13 protein-coding genes and 1 tRNA gene are annotated in these 17,798 nt (G+C 67.3%); 5 read left to right on the top strand and 9 right to left on the bottom strand.

Going from position 1 to position 17,798, the window contains the following annotated elements:
- Nucleotides 1–10: 10 nt before the first annotated feature.
- Complete coding sequence (locus ACZ5IQ_RS08180) at nt 11–676, top strand: cyclase family protein (protein WP_212812350.1); 666 nt, start codon at nt 11–13, stop codon at nt 674–676.
- A 50-nt stretch (nt 677–726) separates the two neighbouring features.
- Here ACZ5IQ_RS08180 and ACZ5IQ_RS08175 read toward each other — a convergent pair whose 3' ends face one another.
- Nucleotides 727–1,317: a TetR/AcrR family transcriptional regulator gene (locus ACZ5IQ_RS08175; protein ID WP_346414342.1), complete on the bottom strand. Its 591-nt coding sequence runs from the start codon at nt 1,315–1,317 to the stop codon at nt 727–729.
- A gap of 87 nt (nt 1,318–1,404) precedes the next feature.
- Between ACZ5IQ_RS08175 and ACZ5IQ_RS08170 the strand changes: the two genes are divergently transcribed.
- Both ACZ5IQ_RS08170 and ACZ5IQ_RS08165 read left to right on the top strand, forming a co-directional pair.
- On the top strand, nt 1,405–1,806 hold the full coding sequence (locus ACZ5IQ_RS08170; protein ID WP_346414341.1) for a nuclear transport factor 2 family protein: 402 nt from the start codon (nt 1,405–1,407) through the stop codon (nt 1,804–1,806).
- A 63-nt stretch (nt 1,807–1,869) separates the two neighbouring features.
- Nucleotides 1,870–2,361 (top strand): pyridoxamine 5'-phosphate oxidase family protein, encoded by a 492-nt coding sequence (locus ACZ5IQ_RS08165; protein ID WP_346414340.1) that lies wholly within the window; start codon nt 1,870–1,872, stop codon nt 2,359–2,361.
- A 27-nt stretch (nt 2,362–2,388) separates the two neighbouring features.
- On the opposite strand, the gene ACZ5IQ_RS08160 is transcribed toward ACZ5IQ_RS08165, so the two are convergent.
- The 8 genes from ACZ5IQ_RS08160 to ACZ5IQ_RS08125 form a co-directional block, all read right to left on the bottom strand.
- Nucleotides 2,389–3,024, bottom strand: coding sequence for a DUF8010 domain-containing protein (locus ACZ5IQ_RS08160; protein ID WP_464481105.1), 636 nt, complete (start codon nt 3,022–3,024; stop codon nt 2,389–2,391).
- A gap of 13 nt (nt 3,025–3,037) precedes the next feature.
- Nucleotides 3,038–3,451 carry an acyl-CoA thioesterase gene (locus ACZ5IQ_RS08155; RefSeq protein ID WP_020102240.1) on the bottom strand — a complete coding sequence of 138 codons (414 nt, stop codon included), beginning with the start codon at nt 3,449–3,451 and terminating at the stop codon, nt 3,038–3,040.
- Nucleotides 3,452–3,458: 7 nt separating this feature from the next.
- Complete coding sequence (locus tag ACZ5IQ_RS08150) at nt 3,459–8,318, bottom strand: NAD-glutamate dehydrogenase (RefSeq protein ID WP_464481104.1); 4,860 nt, start codon at nt 8,316–8,318, stop codon at nt 3,459–3,461.
- Nucleotides 8,319–8,373: 55 nt separating this feature from the next.
- Nucleotides 8,374–10,047 (bottom strand): energy-dependent translational throttle protein EttA, encoded by a 1,674-nt coding sequence (ettA, locus tag ACZ5IQ_RS08145; protein WP_212812356.1) that lies wholly within the window; start codon nt 10,045–10,047, stop codon nt 8,374–8,376.
- 181 nt (nt 10,048–10,228) lie between these two features.
- Nucleotides 10,229–10,678, bottom strand: a complete 450-nt coding sequence (ssb, locus tag ACZ5IQ_RS08140) for a single-stranded DNA-binding protein (protein ID WP_212812357.1) — start codon at nt 10,676–10,678, stop codon at nt 10,229–10,231.
- A gap of 148 nt (nt 10,679–10,826) precedes the next feature.
- Nucleotides 10,827–13,193, bottom strand: a complete 2,367-nt coding sequence (locus tag ACZ5IQ_RS08135) for a glycerol-3-phosphate 1-O-acyltransferase (RefSeq protein WP_212812358.1) — start codon at nt 13,191–13,193, stop codon at nt 10,827–10,829.
- Entirely contained in the window at nt 13,190–14,767 is a 1,578-nt protein-coding gene (locus tag ACZ5IQ_RS08130; protein WP_212812359.1) for an HAD-IB family hydrolase/lysophospholipid acyltransferase family protein, read from the bottom strand. The genes ACZ5IQ_RS08135 and ACZ5IQ_RS08130 overlap by 4 nt, the downstream gene beginning before the upstream one ends.
- Nucleotides 14,764–16,245, bottom strand: a complete 1,482-nt coding sequence (locus ACZ5IQ_RS08125) for a wax ester/triacylglycerol synthase family O-acyltransferase (RefSeq protein WP_212812360.1) — start codon at nt 16,243–16,245, stop codon at nt 14,764–14,766. The genes ACZ5IQ_RS08130 and ACZ5IQ_RS08125 overlap by 4 nt, the downstream gene beginning before the upstream one ends.
- Before the next feature lie 166 nt (nt 16,246–16,411).
- Here ACZ5IQ_RS08125 and ACZ5IQ_RS08120 point away from each other — a divergent pair.
- Nucleotides 16,412–16,484 (top strand) — tRNA-Arg (locus ACZ5IQ_RS08120).
- Nucleotides 16,485–16,597: 113 nt separating this feature from the next.
- Nucleotides 16,598–17,788, top strand: a complete 1,191-nt coding sequence (locus ACZ5IQ_RS08115) for an IS481 family transposase (protein ID WP_212813116.1) — start codon at nt 16,598–16,600, stop codon at nt 17,786–17,788.
- The last annotated feature ends 10 nt before the right edge of the window (nt 17,789–17,798 follow it).

Raw genomic sequence — 17,798 nt, 5'->3', positions numbered from 1 at the left:
AAGGCCCACCATGCTCGTCGATCTGTCTCACACCATTCGTGCGGGGCTGGTGACCTATCCGGGGCTGCCGGCACCGTCGATCAGCGACCACCTGACCCGCGAGGCATCCCGCGACGTCTATGCCGCCGGCACCGAATTCGCGATCGGCGCGATCACGATGGTCGGCAACACCGGCACCTACCTCGACTCCCCGTTTCACCGTTACGAGAACGGCGCCGACCTGGCCGGCCTCGACCTGAACACCTTGGTGGACCTGCCGACGATCGTCGTGCACCGTCGGGACGTCACGGCACGCGCGGTCGCCGCCGCCGAGCTGCCCGATGACATCGAAGCCGGCTGTGCGGTGCTGATCGACACCGGGTGGGATCGATATTTCGGCACCCCGGCCTACGCCGTCGACGCGCCGTTTCTCTCCGAGGGCGCGACCGAGCTCCTGGTGAGCCGCGGGGTCGCGCTCGTCGGTATCGACTCCGTCAACATCGACGACGCCGGCCCGGGGGCCGAAGGCCGACGGCCCATCCATACCGCGCTGCTGGGCAACGGGATTCACGTCGTCGAGCACCTGACCAACCTGGCGTCGGTACCGGCCCGCGGCGCCCGCTTCACCGCCGTCCCACCGCGGATCGAAGGGTTCGGCACCTTCCCGGTCCGGGCATACGCGACCATCCCTGACTGACGGCGGACCGGCCGGCCTAACCTTGACGTCGCGCTGACGAGTCTGGCCGGCTAGTCGCCGGCAACGCCGAGCAGCAGCCCGACCATGTCCCGCACCAGCTTGCCGGTCCGCTTGGGCGGTACTTCGCCGGCGAGCAGATGGCGCCGGACGGCGGCCAGCGGCAGATCGAGCAATGCGAACGCGATCTGATCGACAGGACGGCCAGATGTTTTGGCCAGTAGTCGAATTGCCTTGTCGATGTCGCGCTTGCTGTTCTCGTCCCGCACCGCCAAATCCGTTCGGGCTGCCTCCGCCCACTCGTCCGGATCGAACGCACGCACCCCGGCCTGCAGCACAACAGCTTCCGCTAGGTGTGTGCGACACCAGTCGACGATCCAGACCGCGGCGTCGACGGCGCCGGCGGGCGTGACGGGATTCCCGAGGACATCGAGATAGCCACGCTGGAAGTCGCCGGTGGTACGAAACCAGACGGCAGCCAACAGTGCTGCCCGGTCGGGAAACCGGTGGTAGATCGACCCACTCGGGGCAGAGATTTCGCGGGCCACCGCATTCATCGTGAGCGCCCGCACGCCGCCTTCGGCAAATAGCCGGATCGCGGCATCCACGAAGTCGTCCGCAGAATGCCGCGGCGGTCTTCCCATGTATTAGAGGATATGCTCTAATACGGTTTTAGAGCAATCACTCTAAAACCAGTCCGACGCGCTGGTTTCGTCCCGAGGGAGATCACCATGAGCACACCCAGCGACATAGCGACGAACCTGTACGCGGCATTCGCCGCGCATGACCCCGCCGGCCTCGCGGCGTTGCTACACCCCGACTTCACCGGCCGGGTCAGCGCGGGCATGCCGTTCGGATTGGGCGGCGACGTCGACAGCCCCGAGACGATGTTGTCGAAGGTCTGGGGCGAGGCGGCCACCCACTTCGAAATTACGCCCCAGCCAGACGAATTCGTCGTCATCGACGACGAACGCATCATCGCGTTCGGTTATTACCGAGGCAGCAGCCGCGCCACCGGGAAGCAGTATTCAGCGGCGTTCGTCCACGACATCACCATCCGGGACGGCAAGGTCGTCGGACTGGTCCAGATCACCGATACCCAACGCTGGCACGACGCTCTCGTTGCGAGCTGACGGATCTGGACTGAGTCCTCTGGAGGGTTTTCAGGCCGCGCGCCGCGGACTACCGTCGCGAACATGACCAGTTGGAAAGAGTTCGCGGACGTCGCGCCGCGAATCGCAACCACCTTCGTCCGCCGACATACCGCCACCGGGAACCTGTGCATGCTGGGCACGCTGCGCTCGGACGGATTTCCGCGCATCAGCCCCATGGAGCCACGGTTCTTCGAAGACGAACTGTGGATCTCGGGCATGCCGCACACCACGAAGTTCGACGACCTCGCCCGTGATCCGCGCTTCTGCCTGCACACCGCGACGGTCGACACCCACGTCGGTGATGGCGATGCGAAGTTGTGGGGTGTCGTGGAGGACGTGCAGGACAAGGCCCTGCACCGGCGGTTCGCCGAGGCACTGTACGAACAGACCGGCTTCGACATCCGCGGCCAGGAGTTCGAGCACTGCTATCGCGCCAACCTGGTCGGGGCGTCCGCGGTCGAAGTGGCAGACGGACACCTCGACATCACGGTGTGGAAGCCCGGTAAAGCCGAGCACGTCGTCCGCAAGCACTGATTCGCGCTTGCCCGATCCAGCCCAGCCCTAGGGCGACAGCAGGATCGGGCCACCACGGCGGCGGTACACCGATCCGAACCGCGCGTCGATGCGCGGCCACGTCGGATGCACCCGGACCCGGACCACCTCGTTCTCGGGCAGCGGATCGGGTACGAAACCCATGGCGGTCAAGGCGAATACACACCGCATGGGGATGCCCACCTCGGTGTCACCGGCGCTGACGGTGAGGACGTCCTGGTCCAGCAGTGACGGCGGCGGACCTTGCGGCCCGCTGTGTTCCTTGGCCAATTCGACGCCGCGCTGGAACAGCTCGAGCACCGCGGCCGCCGGCACATCATCGAGGTGGCTGAAGCCGTCGTCGGGCGGCAACGCGCCACGCCACGCCGAGTCCATCGCGAATCCCGGATCGATCCGGCCCGAGCCGGGCAGCTCGCGACTCAACGCGTCGGCCCCGGCGCTGAGGTCGGACGGCGACACCCGCCCGTTCACCACACGCGCGGCCAGCACCTCGAAACCTGTTGCCGCCCAGGCAACGACGACGCCCTCGCCGCGCGCCCGCAACCGCACCACGGCTGCCTCGTCGAGACGCAGCACGCGCTCGACGAAGGTGGCCAGGTTCTGCGCCTGGGCGGCGTCGGCAAGCCAGATACCCCGCTCGCTCATCGGTGCACCCTGCTCATCGCGCGAAACGCTGCAGGTACTCCCGCTGATGCGGGGCGATGCGCACCAGCATCTGTCGCTCGATGTTGAAGGTGGCCAGTTGGGTCTCCCCGATCACGGCCGGCTTGGAATCCGGATCGGCCTGCGCCGACCGCACCTCATAGCCCAGCGTGAAGTCGCAGGCACGCAGCCGGTTGGTCCAGATGGTCACCTGCAGTGGTGAATCGACAAGGCGCAGTTGGTCCTTGTACTTCACGTTGACCTCGGCGATCAGCAGGCCGGTGGTGGCGACGTCCTCGGCGAAGGGCTCGGTGAGGAACGGCACCCGCGCCTCCTCGAGGATGGTCACCATGGTGGCGTGGTTGACATGCTGATACATGTCGATGTCCGACCAGCGCACCGGCACCGGCGTCGTGAAGCGTTCAGTCACCCGCCCATCATCCCTGATTGCCCGTTCCCGTCGTTCTCGTGGTCATGCTCCGCAGTTGCCGCGCGGCCACCGACAGGGTCGCCAGGTCACGCACCTCGTCACCCAGGATCTCGGTCAGCGTCCGCCGGGCCCGCATCACCCGGGAACTGTTGGTCGACGCCCACTCGTGGATCTTCTGCTCGCCGGTCTCGTCGACCTCGCCGACCGCCATCACGTCGATGCACAACGACCGGATGGACCCGTAGATGTCGTCCCGAATCGCCAAGCGCGCCAACGAATGCCAGCGGTCATTGCGACTGAGTTCGGAGACCGCGGTGAGCAGGTTGTCGATGCCCAGGTTGTCCGTCAGCGCGAAGTACGTGTCCGCGACCTCGGCGGGCTCACGCTCGGCGATGTCGGCGATGTCGATGACGTCCAGCAGGCTGTACTGGTACAGACCGGTGGCCACCATGTACGCCAGGTCCGGCGAGACACCGGCGGCCACGAACTGCGCCGCATCGGTCTCGGCGATGGCCTTGTCGTCGCCACGCAGCCACTGCGCCATCTGCGGGGTGAGCTCGGTCACCTTCGCCGCGAACCGGTTGGCCTCGGCGCCCACCGCCAGCGGCTGGGGCCGGTAGTTCAGCAGCCAGCGCCCGGCCCGGTCGATGAGGCGACGCAGGTCCAGCGTCATGCGGTCGGTGACATCCACCGGGACACCTGCCAGGCCGGCCGCCCGGATGTTCCGCCACACCTCGCCGACCCGGAAGATCTTGTCCACCGCGACATAGCTGCGGACCGCGTCGACCGGCCCCACGCCGACGTCTTCGGCGACGCGGTACGCGTAGGTGATGCCCGCGGTGTCGACGAGGTCGTTCAACAGCATCGTGGTGATGATCTCCCGGCGCAGCTGGTGCGACCGGATATCCGCGGCGAACCGGTCCCGCAGCTCCTCCGGGAAGTAGTCCGGCAGTCGTCCGGCGAACACTTCCTGGTCGGGCAGATCACTGTTCAGCACGTCCTCTTTGAGCGCCAGCTTCACGTGCGCCATCAGGGTGGCCAGCTCCGGCGAGGTCAGCCCCAGCCCGGTCTCCATCCGCCGGCGGATCTCCTTGTCCGACGGCAGCGCCTCCAGCTCGCGATTCAGGCCGCGTTCGGCGGCCAGATTGCGAATCTGGGCGGCGTGCACCGGCAGCAGGCTGGCGGCGTTGGCGCGGCTGGTGCCCATCAGGTCGTTCTGAGAGATGTTGTCGGCCAGCACAAGCCGGCCCACCTCGTCGGTCATCGACATCAGCAGGTCGGTGCGCTCGGCGGCCGCGACCTTGCCCGAGGTCACCAGTGCGTCGACCAGAATCTTGATGTTGACCTCGTGGTCGGAGCAGTCCACGCCCGCCGAGTTGTCCATGGCGTCGGTGTTGATGTGGCCGCCGGCCAGATCGAACTCGATGCGGCCGCGCTGCGTCACACCGAGGTTGCCGCCCTCGCCGACCACCTTGGCACGCACCTGATTTCCGTTGACCCGGATGGCGTCGTTGGCGCGGTCACCGACGTCGGCGTCCGACTCGGTCTCGGCCTTGATGTAGGTGCCGATACCGCCGTTCCAGAACAGGTCGACCGGCGCCAGCAGGATCGACTTCATCAGCGCCGGCGGGGTCAGCTCGGTGACGTCGGCGGCCAGACCCAGCGCCGCGCGCACCTGCGGGCTGATCGGGATCGACTTCTGGTCACGGCTGTAGACGCCACCGCCCTCGCTGATGAGCGATTTGTCGTAGTCGTCCCAACTCGACCGGGGCAGCTTGAACATCCGGTCACGTTCGATCCACGAACGGGCCGCATCGGGGTTCGGGTCCAGGAAGATGTGCCGGTGGTCGAAGGCCGCCACGAGGCGAATGTGCTTGGACAGCAACATGCCATTGCCGAACACGTCGCCGCTCATGTCGCCGACACCGACGACCGTGAAGTCCTGGGTCTGGGTGTCGTGCCCGATCTCGCGGAAGTGCCGTTTGACCGACTCCCACGCGCCCTTGGCGGTGATGCCCATCGCCTTGTGGTCGTAACCCACCGAACCACCGGAGGCGAACGCGTCGCCGAGCCAGAAGCCGTATGACTTGGCGACATCGTTGGCGATGTCCGAGAACGTCGCGGTGCCCTTGTCGGCGGCGACCACCAGGTAGGCGTCGTCGCCGTCGCGGCGCACCACCTGCGGCGGCGGCACGACAGCGCCGGTGGCCGTCTCGACGTTGTCGGTGACGTCGAGCAGGCCGGCGATGAACAGCCGGTAGCAGGCGACGCCTTCGTTGCGCAGGGCATCGCGATCGGCAGCCGCGTCACCGGTGGGAGCGGGCGGTGACTTCAGCACGAAGCCGCCCTTGGCGCCGACGGGCACGATGACGGCGTTCTTCACCGCCTGTGCCTTGACCAGGCCCAGGATTTCGGTGCGGAAGTCCTCCCGCCGGTCCGACCAGCGCAGGCCGCCGCGGGCCACATTGCCGAACCGCAGGTGCACGCCTTCGACCCGCGGTGAGTAGACGAAGATCTCGTATTTGGGCCTGGGCAGCGGCAATTCGTCGATGAGCTGCGGGTTGAGCTTGAACGACAACGCGTTTCGCTGCCGCGCCGAGCCCGGCGCCGTCACGTAGTAGTTGGTGCGGAGGGTGGCCTGCACGAGCGCCGCGAACGCCCGCAGCACGCGGTCGGTGTCGAGGCTCACGAGGGCGTCGATGTCCGCGGCAACGGCGGCCGCGGCCGTTTGGGCGCGATCCGCCGCGTCGGCCCCGGTCGGGTCGAACACCGCCTCGAAGAGCTCGACGAGCGACTTCGCGGTGGCCGGGTTGTCACGCAGCACCGTCTCGATGTGGGACTGGCTGTACGGAAAACCCGCCTGCCGCAGGTATTTCGCGTAGGCCCGCAGGATCGTCACCTGCTGCCAGGTCAGTCCCGCGCTCAGCACCAGTTCGTTGAACCGGTCGATCTCCACCTTGCCCTGCCAGATGGCGGTGACCGCGTCGGCGAAGCGGGTGGCGATGACTTCGCGTTCGGCTTCCGGGGCGTCGACGGTGGAGTGGTGCCGGGAAATCTTGAACTGGTAGATCCACACCGGCATGCCGTCGGCGCGCACGACGTTGAACGGCTGCTCCTCCAGCACCACCACGCCCATCGACTGCAGCATCGGCAGCAGCTCGCTCAGCGAGGCCGATCGGCCGGCCAGATACCACGTGAGTTGGGCGGTGCCGTCGTCGTCGGGCCCGGCTTCGGGATAGTCCAGCACCAGTTTGACGCTGTCGTCCTGCAGCTGATCGATGATGCTGATGCCCTCGATGGCACCGGCCGGCGTGAACGCCTGCTTGTAGACCTCGGGGAACGCCACCGCGTAGTGCTCGGCCTCGGCGCGGGTGATGGTGCCGGGCGTGACCGCACCGATCAGGCGGTCGCCCCAGGTACGGGCGGCCTCGGTCAGCAGACCCTGGATACGGGTTTCGTTGGCGGCCGACGTGTCGATGGTCGTGGGGCTGGCGGACTCGCCCAGCCGGACGGTGAAATGTACGACGGCCCAGGGCGATTCACTGACCCGGGCGGTGTACTCGATGCTCTCGCCGCCGAGTTCGCGCACCAGGATGTCCTGCATGGCCAGCCGGACGTCGGTGGTGTAGCGGTCGCGCGGCAGGTACACCAGGCACGACACGAAGTGGGCCAGCTTGTCGGCGCGCAGGAACAGCAGCGCGCGCCGCCGCGACCCCAGGTCGATGACGGACTTGCCCATCGCGACGAGGTCGCGCGCGGTCAGGGAGAACAGCTCCGAGCGCGGAATGGTCTGGATGATGTCGAGCATCAGCTGCCCGGGCCGGCTCGGATCCCCCTGGGACAAGGCCAATGCCTCGTTGACCCGACGTGAGATCAAGGGAATCTCAAGCACATTGGCGTTACCCGCGGTCACGGTGAACTGACCGATGAAGCGGTGCTCACGCGCCGGCCCGTTCGGCCCCGCGCTCTCGCGGACCACCACGATGTACGGGTAGGCGCCGTAGCGCAGGTAGCTCGGCATGGTGGCCTGGGCCACCGCCAGCAGTTCGTCGTCGCCCGCGAGCGGCGGCAGCACGTCGGTACGCAGCTTGGCCACGCCGAGCCGGGTCGCCGGGTCCACCTGGGCCTGCCCGTCCTCTACGGTGCACTGCTGGTAGCCCAGCAGGACGAAGTGCCCGTCGGCCAGCCAGCGCAGCAGGGCCGCCACGTCACGCCGGTCGTAGCCGGGGAACCGGCCGTTGTGGTCGGCGTCGAGCGCATTGGCCAACCCGACGAGCGCGGCGTTCATCGCCGGCGTATCGAGTTCCACGGCCCGCGTGTCGGTCAGGGCGTGCGGCAGCACAGCGGCGGCCTCGGCGACGGCCTTGCCGTCACCCATGGTCGCCAGCTGCACATGGATCCAGGTCTCGTCGACGCCGTCGGCCGGGGCGCTGGGGTCACCCGCCGGACCCATCGCCACGACCTCGCCCGCCGCATCACGCCGCACCCGGAACTCGGGACTCATGATCGCGGTGTAGGCGACACCGATGCGATGCAGCAGCACCATCACCGAATCCATCAGCAGCGCGCTGTGATCGGTGACGATCTGCAGCGCCGGGCCGAAGCGACCGGGATCGTCGGCGGAGTAGATCGCGACGAGCGTCTCCCCCGTCGACCGGCGATGACCGAGGCGATAGTGCGCCGCCAGCAACTCCGGCGACACGCGGGTCGCCATCGCGACGTCGATCGGGGCGGTGACCCCACCGTCGGCCGGCGAACCATCGCTGGGGCCGCGGTAGGTCAGCAGATATGCCCGTGCGAGACCAGCGTTGCCGTCCGCACCGGCGGACCGCGTCGTGCCGCTGAGTCCGCCCCGATTTTCCGTCATCCGACTTGCTCCTGACGTCGCGCCGTCGTGCCCCAATCGGCACGTACGTGCGACGTTAGTCGCGAGTCAGCTTGCGGTGGGTCACTCTGTGCGGACGCGCCGCTTCGATTCCAAGTCGTTCCACTTTGTTCTCTTCATAGGCACCGAAGTTGCCCTCGAACCAGAACCATTTGGCCTCGTCCTCGTCGTCACCTTCCCACGCGAGGATGTGGGTGCAGGTGCGGTCGAGGAACCAGCGGTCGTGGCTGATGACCACGGCGCAACCGGGGAACTGCTCGAGCGCGTTCTCCAGCGAAGACAGCGTTTCCACGTCCAGGTCGTTGGTCGGCTCGTCGAGCAGGATCAGGTTGCCGCCCTCTTTGAGGGTCAGCGCCAGGTTCAGGCGGTTGCGCTCACCACCGGAGAGCACACCGGCCGGCTTCTGCTGATCGGGTCCCTTGAAGCCGAACGCCGACACGTAGGCCCGCGACGGAATCTCGTTCTGGCCGACCTCGATGTAGTCGAGCTTGTCGGAGACGACCTCCCACACCGTCTTCTTCGGGTCGATGCCCGCGCGGCTCTGGTCGACGTACGACAGCTTGACCGTCTCGCCGACCTTCACGGTACCGGCGTCCGGCTGCTCCAGACCGACGATGGTCTTGAAGAGCGTCGACTTGCCGACACCGTTCGGGCCGATGACGCCGACGATGCCGTTACGCGGCAGGGTGAAGGACAGGTTCTCGATCAGGACGCGATCGTCGAAACCCTTCTTCAGGTTGTCGACCTCCACCACGACATTGCCCAGACGCGGCGGCGTCGGAATCTGGATTTCCTCGAAATCGAGCTTCCGCGTCTTCTCGGCCTCGGCGACCATCTCCTCGTAGCGTCCGAGGCGCGCCTTGTTCTTTGCCTGCCGGGCCTTGGCGCCCGAACGCACCCAGGCCAGCTCGTCCTTGAGGCGCTTCTGCAGCTTCTGGTCCTTCTTGCCCTGAACCTCGAGACGCTCGGCCTTCTTCTCCAGGTACGTCGAGTAGTTGCCCTCGTACGGGTAGGCGCGGCCGCGGTCGAGCTCGAGAATCCACTCGGCGACGTTGTCCAGGAAGTACCGGTCGTGGGTGACGGCGAGGATGGCGCCCTTGTAGTCGGCGAGGTGCTGCTCCAGCCACAGCACGCTCTCGGCGTCCAGGTGGTTGGTGGGCTCGTCGAGCAGCAGCAGGTCGGGCTTGCTCAGCAGCAACTTGCACAGCGCGACACGGCGGCGCTCACCACCGGACAGGTGGGTGACGGGCTCGTCCGGCGGCGGGCAGCGCAGCGCGTCCATGGCCTGCTCCAGCTGCGAGTCGATGTCCCACGCGTCGGCGGCGTCGAGCTCCTCCTGGAGCTTGCCCATCTCTTCCATGAGCTCGTCGGTGTAGTCGGTGGCCATCAGCTCGGCGACCTCGTTGTACCGGTTGAGCTTGGCCTTGACCGCGACACCGGCCTCGACGTTCTCCCGCACCGTCTTGGTCTCGTCGAGTTCGGGCTCCTGCATGAGGATGCCGACGGTGGCCCCCGGCGCCAGGAAGGCGTCGCCGTTGTTGGGCTTGTCGATGCCGGCCATGATCTTCAGGACGCTGGACTTACCGGCGCCGTTGGGGCCGACGACACCGATCTTCGCGCCGGGCAGGAAGTTCAGGGTGACGTCGTCGAGGATGACCTTGTCGCCGTGCGCCTTGCGGACCTTGCGCATCGTGTAGATGAATTCGGCCATGCCGTCGTCATGCCTTTCGTTGGCTGTTCGTCGAAGCGTTCTCGTAGCGCGAGCCCCGGCTCACTGGAAGTGGCGCGGCCCTGCGAAAACTCGCTGACCATCCTAGGCAAGCCGCCAAATCGCCCGATGGCGCGGTCGGGGCGCCCCGCGATGGGCCTCGTGAGGCGCCCCGGCATTTCCCCTATGCCGACAGCACCAGCGCGCCGGAATTCTCGGGTTCGGGTGACTCGGGGCCGGCCTCGGGCTCCGCCTGCGATGGCTCCTGCTCGACCGGGTTCGGCCGCCGGGGATCGATCTTGACCTGGCACCGGCCCATGTCCGGACCGACAGACGTCGCCTTGACCTCCATCGACGACCGCCGGTTGCCCTCTTTGTCCAGGTACTCGTTGGTGAAGATGTGACCGACGACCACCACCGGGTCGCCCTTGAACAGCCGGCCCGCCACCCCGTCGGCCACCCGGCCCCAGCAGTTGACGGTGACGTACAGCGAGTTGCCCGGCTCCCAGCCGTCCTCGGTCTTCTTCCGGGAATTGCTCGCCATCCGGAACGTGGCGACGTTGCTCTCCCCGGCCCGGCGCGCGACCACGTCGGTGACGACGTTGCCGACCACGGTGATCGGTGTCTCGAACATGTGCTTCTCCATCCAATTCGGTGTTGCCGGCGTTCTCGTCGGCCTGTGCGTCCATTGACCCGTCAGGCACCGACAAAAGAACCGGCGCCGCTCCCAGAGCGGCGCCGGTTGTGGATGAATCGCGAACTGTGGATAACCCGGGATGGGGTTACTCGGCCTCGATGACGTCGATGGCCTTCTTGGCCTTGCGCCGCTGCAGCTCCCGGACGTCGAACTTGATCCAGCCGATCGAGTCGACGGTCGCCAGGTCCGCGAGGATCGCCCGCAGCTCGGCGAGGAACGCCGTGCGCCGCTCTTCCAGATCAGGCGCCGCCTCGAGCAGCTTCTGGTCGGCGACCACCTGCCGTGCCGTCGTGAACAGCAGCGCCGACACCGACTCGTTGCTGCGAATCCGGCCCTGTGCAACGTACTGCCGGCCGACGCCGAGGGCCCGCTTCGTCAGGTCCTTCTCACTGATGTCGGGCGGCGTACCCCGCAAGACGTCGGCAACCAGTTCGTAGGCCTCCAGGAACGGCCGCAGCATCGCGCCGGCGATGATCGGGCGCTTGGCCCGCAGCATCGCGTAGATGGCTTCGCCGCCCTCGGCCAACTGCTGCTCGCAATTGGCCTGCCACGACATCTCCTCCACGATGTGCTCGCGGAAGGATGCCGAGTCGGCGAAGTAGAACTCGAACTTGAGCAGGTCGCGCAACCGCATCACCTGCGACCAGAAGGCCTCCACCGGATCGGATTCCGCCTTGGCCGCGTGTGCCATGGCCAACTCGACGATGGCGGTCTCCAGGAACGCGTCGATGGTCGTGTTGCGGTAGAACGCGGCCTCGTGTTCGTCCTGCGGCGCGATGTACCAGACGGGCTGCCGGCCACTGTCGACCGCCGTCACCGGATGCCCGCCGGACATCGCATCGAGCGCGGCCCGGACTCCCTCCGGCGTGCGCAGCCGCAGGACCGAGTTGGTCATCGGAATCTGTTTGCGCTCAAGGTAGTCCAGCGCGTCCTGCAGGGTGTGGTGCAGCTGATCCAGCGTCAGTGCCAGACCGCGGGTGGTCAGCAGCAGCGCCGACACCAGCGCCGTGGCGTTGATCGGGGTGGCCCGCAGGATGCGCCAGGCCACCTCGAACGCCATCTTCTGCAGCGCAAGGCGTTTGGCTGCCGGGTCGTTGGCGATCTCACCGTCCGGTGGCCCCAGCTGTTCGCGCATCGACACCGCTTTGGGGAACCGCACGTAGATCTTGCCGAAGTTCCGGTCGCCCTGTGCCTTGATGTAGTGGTAGAGCCAGCTCAGGCCTTCGGGGGTCTTCTCGCCGCCGCGGGCGTACGCGGCGTACTCGGCCGTCTCGTGCAGCTGGTCGAAGCTGATGGAGACGGGCTGCAGCAGGATGTCCTCGCTGCGGCCGTCGAAGTACGCGTCGGCGACGTAGGCGAGCAGACCGAGCTTGGGCGGCAACATCTTTCCGGTCCGGGAGCGGGTGCCCTCGATGGACCAGTTGAGGTTGAAGCGCTTCTCCACGATGTACCCGACGTACTCCTTGAGCACGTACTTGTAGAGCGGGTCGCCGGCGATGTTGCGCCGGATGAAGATGACGCCGGAGTGCCGGAAGATCGGCCCCATCAGGCCGAAGGCCAGGTTGATGCCGGCGAACGTGTGCACCGGTGGCAGGCGGTTCTCCTGCATCGCCACCGGCACGATCACGCCGTCGAGGTAGGACCGGTGCGAGAACAGCAGGACGGCGGGGTGCAGCTCCAGCGCGTGCCGCATGGCCTCGACCTGCTCGCGGTCGTAGTCCACGTTGGGGTCGAAACCGCGACTGAAGATGGCGCGCCCGATCTTCGGGATGAAGTCGACGGAGAACCGGCTCCAGCCCGTCGAGAGCTCGTCGAGCATCTCGCCGGCCTTCTCGACCGTCGCGCCGGGGATTTTCTCCAGGCCCTCCCGGAACCGCGCCGACGCCAGCACCTCGGGCTTGACCAGCCGCGGTGACTTGTACTCGGGCCCCAGCAGCCGCAGCTCCACCCGCTCGATGGCGAGCTGGGCCCGGCGCAGCACGAAACGGGCGAATTCCCTGGGGTTTTCGGCGGTCGTGGTGTCTTTCCACTGCTGCCGCAACTGCGCAACCGTGGCGGGCTCACCGGCCACCACCCGGGCCCGCAGCGGGTCCTTGCGCAGGATGCGGCGCTGCAGCAGCTCCGGTGGCCGGTACCGGTCGCGGCCCGAGATCAACCCCACGATCTTGGAGCGCGTCGGCAGCCCGGCGGGCACCCAGAACACCCGGACGGGTACCACCGACCGGCTTTCGTCGGCGCCGAGCAGCTCCACCAGGCGGGCCAGCGTGCCGGGCGAGGGCTCCCCCTCGGTCGGCAACCGGAGCACCTCGAGGCGGGTATCCGGGTGCTGCTTACGCTGGTGCGCCAGCCAGTCGTTGAGCAGGTCCCATTCGGCAGCCGAGCCGACCGCGGTCAGCACCAGCGCGTCGTCCGTCGGGTCGAAGCTGGCGAGGTCGTCCGCGGTGTGCTTCACCGTCGGCCCTTGGCGCTGCGCGGCGCATCACCGCTGTCGTCGGGCGACTCATCAGGTTCGGCCGGCGCCGCGGTCCGGTGGTACAGCGCGGCGTCGGGCACCTTGTCGTGCGGCCATTTTCGGAGGGTGTCGAGATAGAGCTGACGCACCTCCGCGATGCGCTCCGACAGGTCGTCCAGGGTCCAGTCCTCGACCGAGATCGGCGGGTACACGACGACATCGACCTTGCCCGCGTGGAAGGTCGACGAATCGCGCGCGGCGATCACCTCCGCGTTGCGGATCACGATCGGCACGACGGGGATACCCGCGGCCATGGCCATCCGGAACGGGCCCTTCTTGAACTCACCGACCTCGGTGGTGTCGAGGCGCGTGCCCTCCGGTGCGATCAGGATCGAAAGGCCCTTGCGGGCAAGCTCTTCCATCTTGTGCAGGCTCTCGATGGCCGAGGCGGGATCATCGCGGTCGATGAACGCGGCGTCCATCACCTTGCCGATGGTGCCCATGATCGGGTTACTCTCCAGCTCTTTCTTGCCCACCGAGGTGAAGTTGTCGCTCACCAGTGCGCCGGCGATCATCGGGTCCGCCTGGTTGCGGTGGTTGAAGATGAACACCGCGGGCCGTTGCGCCCGCAGGTTCTCCGCGCCGAGCACGTTCAGGTCGATGCCCAGGGTCGCCATCAACGCCTTGCTCCACGCCGACGTGAAGAAGTTGACGCCCGTGCGCCGACTGCCGGTCAACAGCCCGAGCCCGAGCGCACCGGCGGCGACCGGCGCCAGCGACGCGATACCGGCGAAGGTCCGCAGCTGTGCGATGGGGCTGCTCCCACTGCGACTGGAGAACTTCAGCACCGGCCAACCACGCTTGGCCGCAACCGATTCCAGTTTCGCCGCCGGATTGGTGGGCCGCGGATTGCCGACCAGGTACATCAGGGCGACGTCTTCGTCGCCGTCGGCATAGAAGTAGCTCTTCGCCAGGTCGACACCGTTGTTCGCCGCGAAATGCTGTGCGGCGTTGGCCTTTCCGGGCCCCCACAGCACCGGCCGGACCACCTCACCGGTGATGAGTCCGTCCTCGTTCGTCTCGAACTTGTTGCACAGCACGTTCTTGATGCCCAGGAAGTTCGCCACCGGTTCCACCTGGACCGTCAGCGCCGACGAGCTCAGCACGACGGTGTGCCCGCGCGCCTGGTGCGCGCGGACGAGCTCGCGCATCTCGGGATAGATCCGCTTCTTGATGTGCTGGATGAACAGCCGCTCCCCCAGCTCGTCGAGGTCACTGAGCGAATTGCCGTTCAGCATCCGTGCGCCCCGGCCGATCAGGTCCTCGAACTCGGCGCGTCCCAGCTGATGGTTCACCGCGGCCTGCACCATGCCGATGAACTCACCGACGCCCATCTGGCGGCGGCGCAACCGGTCCTGCGTCATGATCACGCCGGTGAACCCGGCGACCAGGGTGCCGTCCATGTCGAAGAACGCGCCGACCTCCGGCCCCTCGGGGCTGGCCAGAATCTCTGCCACCGAGCCCGGCAGCCGGGCGTTGCGGAACTCGCCCGCGTAGTCGTCGTCCGAACTCATTGTGCGGCACCCCCGTTCACTGCCGGCTCGGCCTGTTCGTCCGACAGCGCGAACGACGCCGGAATGGCCCGGCCGTCCCCGCCCAGGGCCAGCACCTCGTTGAATCCGTCGAGCAGGCAGCGGGCCCACAGCTCGGGATCGTTGATCGACGCCCGGTCGTAGCGGGTACTGATGGTGACCCAGCCGCTGCGCGAGATGAGTACCGCCATCATCGCGACACCGGGCAGGGGCCCGATTCCGTAGTGCCGCAGCACCTTTGCGCCGGCGATGTAGGTGTCCATCGGCGGGCCGGGCACGTTGCTGGCCTGCACATCCGAATTGACCACCGAGCCGGCCATGGACTCGAGCAGCGGGTCCGGCACCAGGTTCAGCAACGGCGCGACGACACCCACCACCTCGATGGCGCGCTCCTCGCGCTTGCGGGTCATCTGGGCGCGCACCTTCTGGATGCGCTTGCGCGGGTCGACGACGCCGATGGGCGCGGCGATGTTCACCCCCGCAAACCTGTTGCCACCCGCGGGGTCCGAGTCGGAGCGCACGTTCACCGGCACCGCCATCGGCAGCGTCGCCACCGGGATGCCCTTGGCCTCGTGGTAGCGGCGCAGCGCGCCGCACAGCGCGGCGAGATAGGCATCGTTGATGGAGCCCTCGGCGGCCTTGGACGCCCTGTGCAGATCGCCGAACTTGATGTCGATCGCCTCGCTGCGCGACGCCAGACCACGCCGCCGCAGCACCGGCGACGGTGGCGCCGCGGGCGTCATCACCCGTCGGCTCGACCGGACGTAGTCGACCACCCCGCCGACCGCGTCGGCCGGGTCGCGCATCATGCGCCCGAGCAGCCCGGCCGCACCGCGCGTCACATCGAGCACGTTGTTGGCGATGCCCTTCGGCAACGCGTTGATGCCCTGGCGCGCAAGGTCGTTCGGCGACAGGTCTTCGGGGATCGGCAACGGCGCCGACGGCCGCGGCGCGGGATCGCGCTCGAGGTCGTAGAGGTTCGCGAACATCTCCATGCTGCCCACACCGTCGGTGACGGCGTGGCTCATGTGCACGATGTTCGCGGCGCCACCGCCGGCCAGCCCTTCGACCAACGTGGCCGTCCACAGCGGACGCGAGATGTCGAGCGGCGACTGCAGCGCCAGCTCGGCGAAGTCGAAGACCTCACGCAACGTTCCCGCGCCGGGGGCCCGCACGCGCCGCACGTGGAAATCCAGATTGAAGTCGGGGTCGACGACCCAGCGCGCCGCCGCCGTCGGCAGACTCGGCATCACGACCTTCTGCCGCAGACGGATGGCCTTGCGGGACGCCTGCTCGAACCCCGCGCGGTACCGCTCCCAATCCGGGGTGACGTCCAGCAGTTCCACGCCCATGATGCCGGACCGGGTGCGCGGATTGGCCTCCCCGCGATGCATCAACTGATCAACCGCACTCAACTCTTCGGGCAACCCGGCCGTGTCAAAGTCCGGCACGTCGCTCATGGCTGTCGCTCTCCTCCGTCGTTGCCCAGCGCTGGACCCTAACGCTAGTCCGCCGCCGGACACAGCGCGGGCAATACGGCTGTTGCCATGGCCACTGTGCAGCGGCGTCATCGGGCTATGGCGAGTGCGTTGCCTTCACATCTGCGCGGTTGCGTATCGTTTACGTGCCCCCGTGGCGCAATGGATAGCGCAGCGGATTTCTACTCCGTAGGTTGCAGGTTCGAGTCCTGTCGGGGGCGCTCATCCGTTGTATTACGTCGGTTGATGGCTGACATTTCTCTGTCGGGTGATGCCTGACAGTGTTTCGGCTGATGCTTTACTCCTGCTTCGGTTGATCCTTGACACTCCCTGAATGAGGGAGTTGAGCGTGGCTGAGCAGCGGTATCAGACGGTGCTGGCAGTGATCAGTGATGGGTTGTCGGTGACGCAGGCGGCCGAGAAGGCGGGGGTGTCGCGTCAGACGGTGCATGCCTGGTTGGCCCGGTATGAGGCCGAGGGTTTGGACGGGTTGGTTGATCGGTCGCATCGGCCGGTGTCGTGTCCGCATCAGATGTCAGCCGAGGTTGAAGCGGCGGTGCTGGAGTTGCGGCGCTCACGTCCGTATTGGGGGCCGCGGCGGTTGGTGTTCGAGCTGACCAAACGCAAGGTGTCACCGGTGCCCTCGGAGTCGGCGGTGTACCGGGCGTTGGTGCGGTCGGGGTTGATCGATCCGCGGTTGCGCGACCGGCGGGCCCGCAAGTGGAAACGCTGGGAGCGGGGCGCGCCGATGGAGTTGTGGCAGATGGATGTCGTCGGTGGGTTCCCGCTGGCCGACGGGACCAGCGCCAAGGCCTTGACCGGGATCGACGACCACTCCCGGATGTGCGTGTGCGCCCGGCTGATGACTCGCGAGCGCACCCGCGCGGTGTGCGATGGACTGCGCGGTGCGTTGGCGACCTACGGCTCACCAGAACAGATCCTGACCGACAACGGCAAGGTGTTCACCGGCCGGTTCAACCATCCACCGGTGGAGGTGCTCTTTGATGCGATCTGCCGCGAGCACGGCATCGAGCACTTGTTGACCCAGCCGCGCTCGCCGACCACTACAGGCAAGATCGAGCGGTTTCACCGGAGTCTGCGCGCGGAATTCCTTTCTACCGCAGCACCTTTCCCCAATTTGAAGGCGGCGCAGCAGGCGCTCGATGAGTGGGTGATCGAGTACAACACCGCCCGGCCGCACCAGTCCCTGAAGATGGACACCCCAGCTCAGCGGTTCACCGCATCAGCGCCGGCGGCGGCGCCCTCGAACTCCACGGCTGCGCGCGAGCACCAGCGCCAGGGCTCAGATTGGGTCTCGCGGCGGGTCACCACCAACGGGGTGGTGTGCGTGTCGTGGCAGCAGGTCAGTATCGGCAGGCACTGGGCCGGGCAACGCTGCGACGTTCATGTCGACGGGGACCTGCTGAGGTTCTGGGTCGGTGAGCAATTGGTCAAAACCGCAGCCCGCAACAGCACCGGGGCGGTACGAAACAAGAAGGCCTGCCGCACCCGCGAACAGGCCTGACCACCAACAC

Source organism: Mycobacterium toneyamaense (assembly GCF_055384815.1).
The sequence above is the reverse complement of the archived record's forward strand: the minus strand, read 5'-3'. Positions and strand labels throughout refer to the sequence as shown.